The organism is Nocardia sp. NPDC058244 (genome assembly GCF_042882065.1).
Taxonomy (GTDB): domain Bacteria; phylum Actinomycetota; class Actinomycetes; order Mycobacteriales; family Mycobacteriaceae; genus Nocardia.
This window is the reverse complement of the sequence record NZ_JBHVWX010000010.1, coordinates 205610-218800: the sequence shown is the minus strand read 5'-3', so window position 1 is coordinate 218800 and position 13191 is coordinate 205610. Positions and strand designations below refer to the sequence as shown.

The following is a 13191-nucleotide window of genomic DNA, read 5'->3' as shown; positions in this document are numbered from 1 at the left end:
TCGTTCAGCGGGGCGACCGGGACGCGCGGGATCGGTGAAACGTCGATGAACACCGCCGTGCCGCCCTCGCCGGGCCGCCCGCGCTGCCGCATCGTGAGGACATGCGCGAGATGTCGGCGCCGGCGCGCGTGCTCGTCGCGCTGGCCACCGCCCTGCTGACCCTCCCGCTGCTGTGCTCGGCCGCGGGCTCCGGCACCGCCTTCGACCGGCCCGTCCCCGCCGTCGACGCGGCGGCCGCGTTCGGCGTCCCGCGTCCGGGCGGGCCGGTCGCGAAGGTCGTCGTGATCGGGATCGACGGGCTGCTGTTCGACAAGGCCGACCGCGTCCAGGCACCCCGGCTGCGGCACCTCGCCGCGCAGGGACTGCTCTCGCGCGGCAGCATCGCCGGGCACATCACCGTCTCCGGACCGTCCTGGGCGAGCGCGCTGACCGGCGTGTGGGACACCGAGCACGGCATCACCGGCAACGAGTTCGACGCGAGCGCGTTCCTGGCCCACCCCAGCGTGTTCACCCGGATCGAACGCGCCGACCCCGCCCGGCACACCGTCTCGATCGGCACCTGGGACCAGTTCGCGACCATCGCGCGCAGCGGCGACCGGCGCGCCGACCTCGCGCTGACCACCGCGCCCGAGGCCGGCGACCTCGACGAGTCGGCCACCGATGCCGCCACCGCCACCGAGGTCACGCGCACGATCGAGCGCACCGGGCCCGATCTGGTCGTCACCCACCTCGACCAGATCGACCTGGCGGGTCACCGGCACGGCGGCGCCTCGCGTGCCTATCTCGCGGCGATCCGCCGGGTCGACGCGCTGGTCGGGCAGATCGTCGCCGCCGTCGACCGCCGGGCCGCGGACCATCCGCGCGAACAGTGGACCGTCCTGGTCACCACCGACCACGGCCACCGCCCGGCCGGCGGGCACGGCGGCCAGACGCCGGACGAGACCGCCAACCTCGTCATCGCCCGCGGCGCCGACTTCGCCCCCGGCACCGCGACCAGCGCGTACACGCTGATCGACCTCACCCCGACCGTCCTGGACCTGCTCGGCGTACCACCGGGGCGGCTCGACGGCCACAGCCTGCGCAGCCCGCGGCCACCGGTCGACGAACGCTGAACAATTCGCAGGTCGAGGCCGGTTTTCGGGCCGAGTCGCTACCGTCGCACGCCTGTGACCGCAGGGAACCGAACACCAGGTCGGTGTGGGGACTAAAGTTGGTGGTCCGGGCGGTTGCAGCACTCGGCCGACAAGGTCCGAATGCAGCGTGAGAGGCGGTGGCATGACTCGACAACTCGGCGAGGCGAAGGTTGGGCAGGATTCCACCGGCGCCCCGCGGAACGATGGTGCCCCGGCGACCCCCGAACCGGCCAAACAGTCACCGACCGCCTCCGTGCCCAGCTCGGCCTCCCGGCGCGTGCGGGCCAGGCTCGCGCGCCGGATGACCGGTCAGCGCGGCATCGCGGCGGTCAAGCCGGTGCTGGAACCGCTGGCCACCGTCCACCGGGAGCTGTACCCGAAGGCCAATCTCGCGCTGCTGCAGCGCGCCTTCGACGTCGCCGACGAGCGGCACGCCAAGCAGTTCCGCAAGTCCGGTGACCCCTACATCACCCACCCGCTGGCGGTCGCCAACATCCTCGCCGAACTCGGCATGGACACCACGACGCTGGTCGCGGCGCTGCTGCACGACACCGTCGAGGACACCGGCTACTCGCTCGAGCAGCTCAAGGAGGAGTTCGGGCAGGAGGTCGCCCACCTCGTCGACGGCGTCACCAAGCTCGACAAGGTCAACCTGGGCGCGGCCGCCGAGGCCGAGACCATCCGCAAGATGATCATCGCCATGGCCCGCGACCCGCGCGTCCTGGTGATCAAGGTCGCCGACCGGCTGCACAACATGCGCACCATGCGCTTCCTGCCGCCGGAGAAGCAGGCCAAGAAGGCCAAGGAGACCCTCGAGGTGATCGCGCCGCTGGCGCACCGCCTCGGCATGGCCACCGTCAAATGGGAGCTGGAGGACCTCGCGTTCGCGATCCTGCACCCCAAGAAGTACGACGAGATCGTGCGCCTGGTCGCCGATCGCGCGCCCTCGCGCGACACCTACCTGGCGAAGGTGCGCGCCGAGATCGTCAACACGCTGGCCGCCTCGCGGATCAACGCCGTCGTCGAGGGCAGGCCCAAGCACTACTGGTCCATCTATCAGAAGATGATCGTCAAGGGTAAGGACTTCGACGACATCCACGACCTGGTCGGCATGCGCATCCTGTGCGACGAGGTCCGCGACTGCTACGCCGCGGTCGGCGTCGTGCACTCGCTGTGGCAGCCGATGGCGGGCCGGTTCAAGGACTACATCGCCCAGCCGCGCTACGGCGTGTACCAGTCGCTGCACACCACCGTCGTCGGTCCCGACGGCAAGCCGCTGGAGGTGCAGATCCGGACCCAGGACATGCACCGCACCGCCGAGTTCGGCATCGCGGCGCACTGGCGGTACAAGGAGACCAAGGGCAAGCACTCCGGGGACGCCGCCGAGGTCGACGACATGGCGTGGATGCGCCAGCTGCTCGACTGGCAGCGGGAGGCCGCCGACCCCGCCGAGTTCCTCGAATCGCTGCGCTTCGACCTGAAGTCGCCGGAGATCTTCGTGTTCACGCCCAAGGGCGACGTGATCACGCTGCCGCAGAAGTCGACCCCGGTCGACTTCGCCTACGCCGTGCACACCGAGGTCGGGCACAAGTGCATCGGTGCCAGGGTCAACGGGCGGCTGGTCGCGCTGGAACGGCAGCTGGAGAACGGCGAGGTCGTGGAGGTGTTCACCTCCAAGGCGCAGAACGCGGGCCCGAGCCGGGACTGGCAGAACTTCGTCGTCTCGCCACGCGCGAAGGCCAAGATTCGCCAATGGTTTGCCAAGGAACGTCGCGAGGAGGCCCTCGACAGCGGCAAGGAACAGATCTCCAAGGAGGTCCGCCGGGTCGGGCTGCCGCTGCAGCGGCTGATGAGCGTGGACGCGATGACCGCGGTCGCGCACGAGCTGCACTACTCCGACATCTCCGCGCTCTACACCGCCGTCGGCGAGCACCAGGTCTCCGCGCACCATGTGGTGCAGCGGCTGATGGCCCAGCTCGGCGGCATCGGTGACGTCGAGAACGAACTGGCCGAGCGCTCGACACCGTCGACGACGCCGAGCAGGCAGCGGGTCACCGGCGACGCGGGCGTGCTCATCCCCGGCGCGCCGGGCACGGTGGCGAAGCTGGCCAAGTGCTGCACGCCGGTGCCGGGCGACGAGATCATGGGCTTCGTGACCCGTGGTGGCGCGGTGAGCGTGCACCGCACCGATTGCACCAATGCCGGATCGTTGCAGGAACAGTCGGAACGCATCATCGAGGTCGAGTGGGCGCCCTCGCCGTCGTCGGTGTTCCTCGTCGCCATCCAGATCGAGGCGCTCGACCGCACCCGGCTGCTGTCCGACGTCACCAAGGTGCTGGCCGACGAGAAGGTCAACATCCTGTCCGCCTCGGTGGCCACCCACGGCGACCGCGTCGCGATCAGCAAGTTCACCTTCGAGATGGGTGACCCGAAGCATCTGGGCCACCTGCTCAATGTCGTGCGCAATGTGGAAGGCGTCTACGACGTCTACCGGGTGACCTCCGCGGCCTGACCCGAACCCCGGCCCGGGCACTCTCGATCACGAGGGTGCCCGGGCCGCTGTCCGCCCGGACACAGCCGTGGATCGCCAGAAGATTGCTGGGACAACGGGGTTTGCCGGGGGCAGTGAAAGGGCCGCTTTGGGCAGGGGTTCGGGGTCCCGGAATCTGTTACGGTTTACTGCGTTTCAACGCTCCACTGGTCAGCCGAAACGGACTGTGATGCGGATCGATATGGCTCGGTGCACGACACGACTCACGGGGACGATCATCGCGTTCACCGTCGCTTCGGTGACGGTATCGGCAGGCGTGGCCACCGCGGACGAGGCCGCGCCCGGTGCCCCGTCCACCCAGGTGTCGATCTCGGCGTGTCCGGCACTGTACGCCTTGGGGATCCAGGGCACAGGAGAATCGTCGCCGGACGCCGCGCCGAGTACCGATACCGGCATGCTGTCGACGGTCTTCCGGCCGATGTTCGCCAAGGCCGCCGAGCCGGGGCTGGTCGATCGCGCGTATGTGCCGTACGAGGCGGGCTTCGGCGGCGCGGTGCCCGGTGGAGTCGTGCCCTACACCCAGTCGGTCGACGGCGGCCTGGAGCGGCTGCGGTCGATGGCCACCCAGGTCGTGCAGCGCTGCCCGGACTCGCGGATCGCGGTGGTCGGGTATTCGCAAGGCGCCCACGTGGCCTCGCTGTTCGCCCAGGAAGTGGGCGCGGGCACCGGCACGGTGGCGGCCGACAAGGTCGCCGCGGTCGCGCTGTTCGCCGACCCGACCCGCGGCGCCAACGCCCCGGTGTTCCCCGGCGCCCCCGACCGGACGACGCCGACCACCGCGCCCGGCACCTCCGGCGCCGCGCTCGACGCCGTCGCCGCGGTCCGCCAGGCTCCCGCGCCCGGCGGCGGGCTCGGTTCCAGCGACACCCAGCCCGCCGACTTCGGCAAGCTCACCGGCCGGGTCGCGAGCTTCTGCGCGACAGGTGATCTCGCCTGTGACGCGCCGCAGGGCGCCCCGCTGCTGCGGGCGGTGACCAATCTCGTCAGCCAGGTGAAGCTGTCCGGCGGCGACCCGATCGGCTCGCTGGTCTCCATCGCCCAGGCGCTGGCCTACACCTCCATCAAGACCGCGACGACCGTGGTGAACGAGGACATCTCCGGCAGCACGCTCGCCGATGTCTCGCTCTCGCCGAAGAAGTCGATCTCCCAGCGCATCGCCGACGCCTCCGACCCGCGCGGTCAGCTCGACGTGAACGCGGCCTACCAGGCGCTGCTGAAGGTCGGCATGATCGGGCTCAACGCCGTCACCACCGTGGTGAAGACCGTGCTCAACCCGGCGAGCATCGCCGAATTGGCCACCGCGACACTGTCCAACCCGCTGGTCGGGCTGACCCTGCTCGGCACCAAGCTCGTCGGCGCCGTGCCGCAGCTGGTGCCGCCGACCACCGGGGTCCGCCTGGTCAGCGAGGCGTACACGGCCGTGCAGCAGAACATCACCGACAACGCCGAGCTGCTCGACGTGACCACCTGGGTGCGCTACTGGAACACCACCCAGCGCCACGACGCGTACTCGCGCATGGGCGTCGGCGCGCAGGGCGCGACCCCGACCCAGTACGTCGCGGACTGGTTCGCCGCGGTCGCGCGGGACGCGGCGGGCGCCTCCGGACAGGGCGCGGTGCCGGTCGGCGGATCGGACAAACGCGGTGCCGGAATCTTCACCAGCCCGACCGGCGCGTCTACGACACCCAAACCTTCCGGTGGGGGACAATTTCCGTTCGGGACAGGAGCCGATGGCGCCTCATCCGGCGGCGCGACGACTCCGCCTGCCGCGTTACCCGGAACCACCGCTCCCACCACCCGTCCGTTCTCTGTGAACTGATCACCTAGAGGTCTGCAATGCGAATCCTTGTGCCCGGCGCCGCGGAAAGGGGTGAATGTTGAAGTCGTACAACGAACTGTCGCGCTGGTACTCGGCGCTCGAACCGGAGACCGAGGCAGCCGACCCCGCGCGCCAGGACACCGCCGACCCGGCGGCGGGCGAGGACGACGGTCCCGCCCGATATTCGCAGCGCCCCGAGCGCGCCCCGTCCGCCGCACCGGCAGCCGAGCCCACCGGGCCCGTGCCGCCCCCCACGGCGGCGGCGGAGCCGAGCCGGACCCCAGGGGACGAGGACCGCGACGACTACTACGGTGTCGCGGGCGACCACGACCGCCCGGTCCACGAAGCGCGCCCGTCTCCGGTCGACGTCGCCCCGGAGCCCGCGCCCGCACCGCCTGCCGAACTGGCCGCGCGGCGCAGCGAATTCACCGGCGGCTGGTCGGACTGGGTCGCCGGGCCCGCGCCGGGCCCCGACGACGAGTACGACGCCGAACTGGTCCAGTTCCCGTGGACGGACGCCGCCGACGACGAGTACGACGAGGCCCGGGTGCTCGAGCCCTCCGGCTCGCTGCGCGGCCGCAACCGCAACCGGACCTGGATCGTGCTCGCCGTCTCGGTCCTGGTGCTCGTCCTCGCCGCCACCGGCGTGTTCTTCCTGCTGTTCGGCCGCGGCGGCGACACCGCCAAGCACGCCGCGCCGCCGCTGCACTTCACGGCGGGCAACCTGACCGCCGAGACGGTGGGCCAGTGCCCGACCGAGAACACCGGCGCCGTCGTGCGCAGCGCCGAGGCCGGTGGCACCGGCTCCGGTCCCGACGCCGTGCTCGCCTTCCAATACGCCTACTACGTGAACCGATCGGGGGAGCAGGCCCGTGCGGTCGTGACCCCCGACGCCGATGTCTCGCCGGCCGCCGTGATCCAGCGCGGTATCGATTCCATCCCGGTGGGGACCACCCACTGCGTGCGGATCACCACCGTCGCCGCCGACCGGTTCACGGTGGAGGTCACCGAGTTCCGGCCCGCGGGCGCGCCGGCCACCTACACCAAGCAGTCGGTGCGCACAGCGCTGGTCGGCGATCGCACGCTCATCACGGGCATCGCGGCAGGGTAAGGAGCAGAGGCGATGACAGACGACTGGAGCCGATGGCTCGACGACGCCCCCGCGGGGGAGCCGTCGGGTGACGCGGCGCGTGATCCGGCTCCGGTGGTGCGGTTGCGGCGCAGGTCCGGCGAACGTTCCGAGGGCACCCGCAGGCCGATCCTCGTCGTCGGCGGCTGCGGCGGCGCCGGCACCACCACGACCACGCTGGGGCTGGCCGCGGAACTGGTCACCGAGGCGGCGGCGCCGGTGGCGGTCGACGCGACCGCCGCCGGTAGCGATCTCGCGCTGCGCGGCGCCGACAAACACCTGCACCCGGTGAACCTGCAGTCGTGGGTCTACGGCCGCGGCGACGACGAACCGGCGCCGATCGAGGACTGCCTGTCGCGCTCCACCTCCGGCTTCGGACTGCTCTGGCGCGACGCGACGCCGCTGCGCAGGCGCGCGACATATCTCACTGTCGCCAGGGCTTTGGACACCGGCGGTTACACCGCGGTCTACGACGGCGGCAGCCCGATTGCCGGTCGGCAACTGCGCCCGCTGCTCGACGACGCCGACATCGCGCTGGTCCTGACCATTCCGGCCCGCGTCGACGCGGCCAACCGCCTGCGGGTGACGCTGGAATGGCTCGACGACCACTACGGCGACGACGGCGCCGGGGTGGTGGCCGATACGACGATCGTTGTCTCCCACCAGTATTCGCACGACGACTCCCGCGTAGCCGAGCATTTGCGCGAGCATCTGTCGGGCTGGGTCCGCGAGGTCGTCGAGATACCGTACGACCCGCATCTGGCCCGCGGTGAGCTGGTTCGGCACAGCGAGCTGGCCGAGCCGACGCGTGCGGCCTATGGGCGGTTGCTCGCCGGGGTGGCATCATGACGGCCGCTATGAATCTTCGTCGTCGTCGTGAACCGGCGCCCACCGGTGTCGGTGTCGTCGCACCCCCCGAATCGCTGCGCGCGCAGATCTGGGAGCGGCCGGTGCCCGGAGTCGGTCGCGCGCCCCTGGTGTGGTTGCTCGGCGTCCACGGTGGCTCCGGTGCCACCACCCTCGCGCACGTCCTCGCGCCCGCCGCCGATGCGCGCGGCAAGTGGCCCGGGGTGTACGAGCGCGAATCCCCCTACGTCGTCCTCGTCGCGCGCGAGACCATCTCCGGTCTCACCCGCGCGCACGACCTGCTGCGCCAGCATCACGCGTTGCTGGCCGGTCCGGCGCTGGTCCTCGGCCTGATCACGGTCGCGGCCCGCCCCGGCCGGGTACCGCCGGAGATCCGGCGTTACCGGGACGTGGTCGGCTCGCTGGCCGGGCACGTCTGGCAGGTGCCGTGGATCGAGGAATGGACGCTCGTCGAGTCCGAGGCGCTGCCGGTGTGGTCGCCCGGAGACGAGATCGCGCCCAGGAAGCGCCGGGTCGATCCGCTCGACGAGGTACCGGCCGAGATCGGTGAGCTCGGTACCGATCTGGTCGCCGCGATCCGCGCGAGCATCGACGATCCCGCACCGGGGGAGGGTCGATCATGATCGCCGGGCAAGCCGGCCGCCGGTGGTGTACAAACGTGTGTCGGCGTCGAAGTGTTTGTGGCACAACACCTTTACAGTGGGAGAAAGGCACCCGATGAGCATGATCCTCCTCGCCGTGCAGGACACGTACGGCACCGTCCTGGCCCAGGTGGGTAATCCGACCCCGGAAGCTCCCCCCGGTTCGGAGAAGATCCTGCAGCTGGTGCGGTATCTCACCTGGTTCGTGCTGCTGTCGGGCATCTGCGGTATCACCTACGCCGGCGGCAAGTTCGCCTGGGAGCGCTGGACCGGTGGCGGCCTCGAGTCGCCGAAGATGGTGGCGGGCGCCATGATCGGCGGCGTCGTCGCGACCAGCGCGGGCACCATCATGAACGCGGTCATCGGTACGTGATGATCACCGTGTTCGCCTACAAACAGATCCCGGCCGACGTGCTGGCGCCGATGATGCAGCTGCTCAACTGGCTGCTCTGGTTCGTCCTGCTGTCGTGCCTGGCCTGGATGATCCTGTCGGCAGGCCGGCTGTGGATCGCCTTCCGCTCCGACCTGGCCGTCAACGACGCCTCGCACGGTGTCCTGATGAGCCTGCTCGGTGCCGCGGTGGCCAGTACCGCGTCCGCGATCGCGCTGGCGTTCCTGCCGGCGTGAGGGGGAGCACCATGACACGGCCGGTCGCGGTCGGTATCGCGTTGCTGGCCGCGGCGGTGGGCTGCGGCCGCGGCGGCGATACCGGCCCCGATCTGTCCGCCGCTCCGACCGGGGTGCGCTGGCAGGACTACCAGGGCATCGCCCTGCCCCAGTCCGACCAGGGCCCCGCCTCGGTGACCCAGGGCGCCGCAACGGGTTTCGAGCACTCCCCGCGCGGCGCCGGGCTGGCGGCGCTGACGCACACCATCCGGTTGTCGGTGGCGCCCGACAACCAGTGGGCCACCGTGGTGAATCAGGAACTGGTGCCGGGACCGGCCCGCGACGAGTGGGCGATCAACCGGGTGCAGTTGTCGATCACCGGGCCCGCCGCGCCCGAGTACGCGCCGAGATTGTTGGGCTACAAAATTACCGAATACCGTGACGAACAGTCCCGAGTCGATGTCTACACCGAATATTCGGACAGATCACGCGCCGTGAACCACACCACGGTCGGCTGGTACGGCGGAGACTGGCGACTGCAGTTACCCGATCCGCAGTCCACCGACCGACCCGTCGACGCGATCGACGAACTACCCACCGACATCGTGGCATTGGAGGCACCACAGTGAGCGTGAAGGAGCCGGGCGCGCGCGACCGCGCTTCTTTCGGCATGATCGCCTCGGGTGCGCTGCTCGCCCTGATCCTGGTCGTCGGCGCGGTCGTGTACTTCACCAGCAGTGGTGGCGCCGAGGAGGACGCCGCGCCCCCGCCCGCGCAGGCCGCGGGCGGAACGGGGTTCGCCGATCCCGAGGTCGACCTGTTCGGCAGGCGGGTGGACGTGCCGAACAACCCGGCGGGACAGCCGCTGGCACAGGACGAGTCGATCCAGCGCTCGCCGGTGGATTCGGACTGGCTGACCGCCGCGCCCGAGGGCACGACGAAACCGCACGGCTGGCAGCGGGTCTACGGCGCGTCGGTGCCGTTCTCCACCTCCGACGGCCCGGCCCGGATCGAGGACGGCCTGGCCGTCGGCTACGCGCGCACCCCGCAGGGTGCCGCGCTGGCCGCCGCGCAGATCACCTACCGGCTCAACGCCAGGCCCGCCGACCGTTCGCTGTACGTGACACAGGTGCGGGTCAGCACCGCGCAGCTGGCCGCCTACGACTCGGCGCTGTCGAGCGACCGGCTGCCGAAGCAGCAGCCGGAGAAGGTGACCCGCTATTTCGTGGCGTCGGACGCGTTCAAGATCGATGACTACGCCGACGACATGGCGATCGTGCGGCTCGCCTCGCGCGGGCCGGTGATCGACGGAAAGCAGTTGTATGCCGCCATGCGGATGATCGTGGTGTGGGACGCGGGCGACTGGCGGCTCAAGCCGTCGTCGACGACCAACACCCAGACGGAATACGTGGAATCGCTGGCGGGGTGGACGAAATGGTGAGCATCGGTGTACAGCAGCACAGCCCGGATCGATTCCCTGCGGACCATCGAGGGGTGCCAACAATGCTGAGGCGAATACTCACAATCTTCGCGGTGATCTTCACCGTGATGATCGCGACGCCGACCGTGGCCTACGGCCAGACCTACGGCTTCGACCAGGCCTGCAACGAACTGCACGACACGCTCGACGGTGTCGCCATTCCCGGGATCTCCCTGGGCGACGCGGCCTCGGCGGTGTGCAAGGCGGGCAACGCCGCCTCGCATCCGGGCGACGCGGCCACCGCGGTCAAGGACAAAGCGTGGGACTCCACCTTCGGCAAGGTGGTCGACTCGCTGATGAAGGGTCTCGGTGAGGCCCTGATCCTGGCGCTGACCTTCTGGATGAAGGTGCCCAACGAGGCGGTGAGCGACTCCGGCGCCCTGTTCACCAAGATCAACGACTACACCTATCAGATCCAGATGCTGTTGCTGATCGCGTCGGTGATCATCACCGGCGGGCGATTGGCCGAGGCCAGACGCGGGGCGGCCGTGAGCGAGGCCGCCGAGTCGTTCCGGTTGTTCGCCCGGGTCGTGTTCAGCTCGTGGATGCTCGGCGCGGTGATCGTCGCGGGCACCCGGGCCTCGGACAAGTTCTCGGAGTGGATCATCCAGGACGCCACCGGCGGCAATGCCAAGAACATGGCCGAGCTGATGGTGAAGACGTCCAAGTTGCAGGCGTTCTCGCCCGGTCTGGTGCTGATCATCGCGATCGTCGGCCTGCTCGGCGCGCTCGCCCAGATCGTGCTGGCCATCGTGCGGCAGGGTCTGCTGGTGGTCGCCGCCGGCGTGCTGCCGCTGGCCGCGGCCGCGTCGGCGACCGGGACGGGTAAGCAGTCGTATCAGAAGCTGGTCGGCTGGATCATCGCGTTCATGCTGTTCAAGCCGGTGGCGGCGATCGTGTACATGATCGCGTTCACCACGGCGGGACATGTCGACGAGACCACCACCTCGGGCGGGCTGCCGGAAGGCGAACAGGCACAGCGGATGCTGGTCGCCCTGGTGCTGCTGTGCAGCGTCGCGTTCGTGCTGCCCGCGCTGATGCGCCTGGTGGCCCCCGCGGTCGCCACGGTCGGCACCGGTGGTTCGGGTCTGATGGTGGCCGGTGGTACCGCGGTCGGCGCGATGGCGCTCGGCGCGATCGGCACCAAGGCGGTCGCCTCGCGGCCCGCGGCGGCGCCCGGTTCGGCAGGCTACTTCGGCAGCGGCGGCTCGGGCCCGCGGCCCGGCGGTGCCGGTGGCGCGGGCGGCGCCGCGCCGCGCGGCCCGGCCCCGACGCCGCCACCGCGCGGCGGTGGTTCGGCGCCCGCGGCGCCCAGTTCGGGCTCGGTACCCTCGGGCGCGGCCCGCAACGTCGTCGCCGCGCGCGCCGCGGCGGGCAGCGCGGCCCGCGCCGATCAGGCGGCGGGCGACCTCGCCGGTGACCGCTGGGCGAATCGTTCACCCGACCTCGGCAGGAGCACGATCCCGCGATGACCACCACCTCGACCGACACCTACGAGCGGCGCTCGTACGGGCTGTGGCAGAAGCCGCGCAGCGCTGGCCTTTTCGGCCTGCGCTGGGAAGAGACCGTGATCGGTTTCGTCGTGGTGATCACCGCCCTGATCAGCGCCATGGTCGGTGGGTTCAAATGGGGTTTCGTCGTCGGCGGCCTCGGCGCGCTGGTGATGGTGCCCCTGGTGTGGCGGACGGGGGGCCGTTCGGGCTACGAGACGGGATTGATGATGTTCAACTGGATGCGCTCGCGCAAGAACGGCGAGCACGTGTACCGCGGCGGCCGGTTCTCCCGGATCCCCGGCGGCGTCACCAAGCTGCCGGGGCTGCTCGCGCCGTCGAAGCTCTACGAGGGCATCGACGCGGGCGGCTACCACTTCGGGATGATCCACCTGCCCGCCTTCGCGCAGTACACCGTGGTGCTGCGGGCCTGGCCGCAGGGCCACGAGGCGGTCGACCAGCCGGTGATCGACCGCTGGGTCGCCGCGTGGGGCACCTTCCTCGCCTCGGTCGGCCAGACCAGCGACATCGTCGCGGTGGTGCCGGTGATCGACACCGTGCCCGAGACCGGCAACCGGCTGCTCAACGAGGTCTCCACGATCACCCGCCCGGAGGCGCCGGACCTGGCCCAGCAGGTCATGTACGAGCTGGCCACCGAATTGCCGCAGGAGCGGGTGCAATTGCTGCCGCGCGTGGCGATCACCTTCAAGGCCACCACCGCCGAGCGGCGCAAGAACCCGGCCGAGGAGGCCGTGGAGATCGGGCGCAGGCTGCCCGGCATCTGCGCGGCGCTGGCCGAGGCGGGCGTGCGGGCGCAGCCGATGTCGGCGGAGGAGGTCATCTCCTTCATCCGCCGCAGCTACGACCCGGCCGCGCAGGCCGATCTCGAGGTCGCCGCCGCCGATCCCGGCGGGCACGGCCTGGGCTGGGACGACGCGGGTCCGGTCTCGCACGACGAGAAGTGGGATCACCTGATCCACGACGGTGGCCGCTCGGTCACCTGGGAGATGGACGCGGCGCCGGAGGGCGCGGTCGACGAGCGGGTGCTGCAGCGGCTGCTCGCGCCGAATCCCGAAGTGCCGCGCAAGCGCATCGCGATCGTCTACCGGCCGCACTCGGCCGCCGACGCCGCCGAGATCGTCGACGACGACTTCAAGAACGCGCTCGTGGCGCAGCAGAGCGAACGCGGTGTCGTCTCGGCCGCCGCGACACTGCGGGTCGGCGCGACCCAGCAGGCTCGCGAGGAACAGGCCCGCGGGCACGGTGTGACCCGCTTCGGCGCGCTGGTGACGATCACCGAGCCGCTGCGCGGCGACCTGCCGCGCATCGAGGCCATCACCCGCGACCTCTCGACGCAGGCCCGGCTCAAGATCCGGCGTTGCTACCGCTACCAGGCCGCGGCGTTCGCGGCCTCCCTCGGTTGCGGCGTCATCCTGCCCGAGCACGCGACCATTCCGAAGGCATTGGCGGGGTGA

At 70.8% G+C, this 13191-nt stretch carries 12 protein-coding genes; all 12 read left to right on the top strand.

The window, feature by feature from the left end; genetic code table 11:
• Positions 1–101: 101 nt before the first annotated feature.
• Complete coding sequence (locus ACFVW6_RS29580; protein WP_378830550.1) at positions 102–1112, top strand: alkaline phosphatase family protein; 1011 nt, start codon at positions 102–104, stop codon at positions 1110–1112.
• 163 nt (positions 1113–1275) lie between these two features.
• Positions 1276–3645: a RelA/SpoT family protein gene (locus tag ACFVW6_RS29575; RefSeq protein ID WP_355277227.1), complete on the top strand. Its 2370-nt coding sequence runs from the start codon at positions 1276–1278 to the stop codon at positions 3643–3645.
• 277 nt (positions 3646–3922) lie between these two features.
• Entirely contained in the window at positions 3923–5503 is a 1581-nt protein-coding gene (locus tag ACFVW6_RS29570; RefSeq protein WP_378830548.1) for a cutinase family protein, read from the top strand.
• 55 nt (positions 5504–5558) lie between these two features.
• Positions 5559–6614, top strand: coding sequence for a hypothetical protein (locus ACFVW6_RS29565; RefSeq protein WP_378830545.1), 1056 nt, complete (start codon positions 5559–5561; stop codon positions 6612–6614).
• 12 nt (positions 6615–6626) lie between these two features.
• Complete coding sequence (locus ACFVW6_RS29560; protein ID WP_355277221.1) at positions 6627–7481, top strand: hypothetical protein; 855 nt, start codon at positions 6627–6629, stop codon at positions 7479–7481.
• Entirely contained in the window at positions 7478–8122 is a 645-nt protein-coding gene (locus ACFVW6_RS29555; protein ID WP_355277218.1) for a hypothetical protein, read from the top strand. The genes ACFVW6_RS29560 and ACFVW6_RS29555 overlap by 4 nt, the downstream gene beginning before the upstream one ends.
• Positions 8123–8216: 94 nt before the next feature.
• Positions 8217–8513 carry a hypothetical protein gene (locus tag ACFVW6_RS29550; protein ID WP_022566424.1) on the top strand — a complete coding sequence of 99 codons (297 nt, stop codon included), beginning with the start codon at positions 8217–8219 and terminating at the stop codon, positions 8511–8513.
• Positions 8513–8767: a hypothetical protein gene (locus ACFVW6_RS29545; RefSeq protein ID WP_218716423.1), complete on the top strand. Its 255-nt coding sequence runs from the start codon at positions 8513–8515 to the stop codon at positions 8765–8767. The genes ACFVW6_RS29550 and ACFVW6_RS29545 overlap by 1 nt, the downstream gene beginning before the upstream one ends.
• 11 nt (positions 8768–8778) lie before the next feature.
• Entirely contained in the window at positions 8779–9375 is a 597-nt protein-coding gene (locus ACFVW6_RS29540) for a hypothetical protein (RefSeq protein ID WP_355277214.1), read from the top strand.
• Positions 9372–10187, top strand: coding sequence for a hypothetical protein (locus tag ACFVW6_RS29535; protein ID WP_355277211.1), 816 nt, complete (start codon positions 9372–9374; stop codon positions 10185–10187). Before ACFVW6_RS29540 ends, ACFVW6_RS29535 begins: the two co-directional genes overlap by 4 nt.
• 92 nt (positions 10188–10279) lie before the next feature.
• A complete protein-coding gene (locus ACFVW6_RS29530) occupies positions 10280–11698 on the top strand; it encodes a hypothetical protein (RefSeq protein WP_387793325.1) in 1419 nt (472 codons plus the stop codon).
• Entirely contained in the window at positions 11695–13191 is a 1497-nt protein-coding gene (locus ACFVW6_RS29525; protein WP_355277207.1) for an SCO6880 family protein, read from the top strand. Before ACFVW6_RS29530 ends, ACFVW6_RS29525 begins: the two co-directional genes overlap by 4 nt.